This is a genomic window from Cryobacterium sp. M23, from assembly GCF_002929655.1.
Taxonomy (GTDB): Bacteria; Actinomycetota; Actinomycetes; order Actinomycetales; family Microbacteriaceae; genus Cryobacterium; species Cryobacterium sandaracinum.
Map to the genome: position 1 here is coordinate 1 of NZ_PJJV01000004.1, position 1,300 is coordinate 1,300.

General features: G+C 62.5%; 2 protein-coding genes. One reads left to right on the forward strand and one right to left on the reverse strand.

The annotated features are described in order from the left end of the window. On the forward strand, positions 1–639 hold a 639-nt coding region (locus CXY82_RS00025), incomplete at its 5' end, for a DDE-type integrase/transposase/recombinase (protein ID WP_146068984.1). Here the strand turns inward: CXY82_RS00025 and CXY82_RS00030 are convergent. Further along, positions 636–935 carry a hypothetical protein gene (locus tag CXY82_RS00030; protein WP_104169144.1) on the reverse strand — a complete coding sequence of 100 codons (300 nt, stop codon included), beginning with the start codon at positions 933–935 and terminating at the stop codon, positions 636–638. The genes CXY82_RS00025 and CXY82_RS00030 overlap by 4 nt on opposite strands. Between the last annotated feature and the right edge of the window lie 365 nt (positions 936–1,300).

Genomic DNA, 1,300 nt, shown 5'->3' on the forward strand with positions numbered 1-1,300 from the left:
CCGCGGATCCTCGCCGACCTCCGCGCCGATGGCGAGATCATCTCCCGCAAAACCGTGGCCAGCACCATGCGCCGCCTGGGTATGGTGGGCATCACCCCCAAACGCTGGCGCACCACCACGGTCAGCCAGGCCGAGGACGCCTACCCGGTCGACGCCGTCAAACGGCAGTGGGACACCGGGGCTCTGAACCAGGTCTGGGTGGGCGACATCACCTACCTGAGGACCTGGGAAGGGTGGCTGTATTTAGCCACCGTCATCGACGCCCACTCGCGCCGCGTGATCGGCTGGGCCATCGCCGACCACATGCGCACCGACCTCATCCAGGACGCCCTGGTCATGGCCATGGCTCTCCGCGGTAAGCGGCCCGAGCANTGCGTTCGCGAAGCAGCACCGGATCACCCGGTCGATGGGCTACACCGGCGTCTGCTGGGACAAGGCGTTGGCGGAAAGTTTCTTCGCCACGCTCAAGACCGGGTTCTACCACCGACGCGTCTAACCCAGCAAAAACAAGGCATCCCGAGAGGTCGGCGCCCGGATCGAGGACCGCTACAACCGGCGGCGCCGGCACACCTCCCTCGGCCAGGTCAGCTCCGTCGACTTCGAACTGCAATACTCAAACCAGAACGCGGTCTTCGCTAAAGCCGCATAACCCCGTGTCCACTAACCGAGGGCAAGGCCACACCAAGCGCTACTCGCCAGGTTAGCCAATCTGCGATATGCGCCGACCACGCGTCGCCGAGTGGATCCCAGCTGAAGCCCGAAGCGGCTTCCAACCGCCGTTGTTGGGACACGGTCAACGAAGCGCGGTCTCGGCGTTGGCGCTTGAGGGATTCCGCCATCTGCTCGGTCTGCTTGTCGAGCATGTCGGAAGGCAGACGGGCGTTGTGATGAAGGATGTCATCGTTTTTGAGCACGAATTGTTCCACCCGCAGCATGCGAGATTCCCAGGTAATTGCGGAGTTAATCAGGATCTTTCTGAAGAGACGTCGGTCACGTCCCGCTGAGTGGTGGAAAACGCCAGACTTTGGCACCGATCGATGCCCGTAGTCTTCGTTGAATCGGGGCTCCACGCGCGGCATACAATATCTGTTAGCGCTCACTGATGACGAGCTTGGTGAAGCGGCATAGGCGGCGCCCCCGCTGGCGATGCCGACCTTCCCCCGCCGCCGACCAACCGGTCCTCCACTCCGAACAGGTATGCATCGACCATGTTTTCGTAGGTCACGTCCCGCTGAGTGGTGGAATTTCTCAACACCATGCGGGTCAGTGATCCTAGTTTAGGCGGCGGCGAGTTCGGGGA

What these genes read in the sequence shown, in the direction of transcription:
- CXY82_RS00030 (WP_104169144.1), bottom strand. Translation starts at nt 935, where the DNA reads ATGCTGCGGGTGGAACAATTCGTGCTCAAAAACGATGACATCCTTCAT.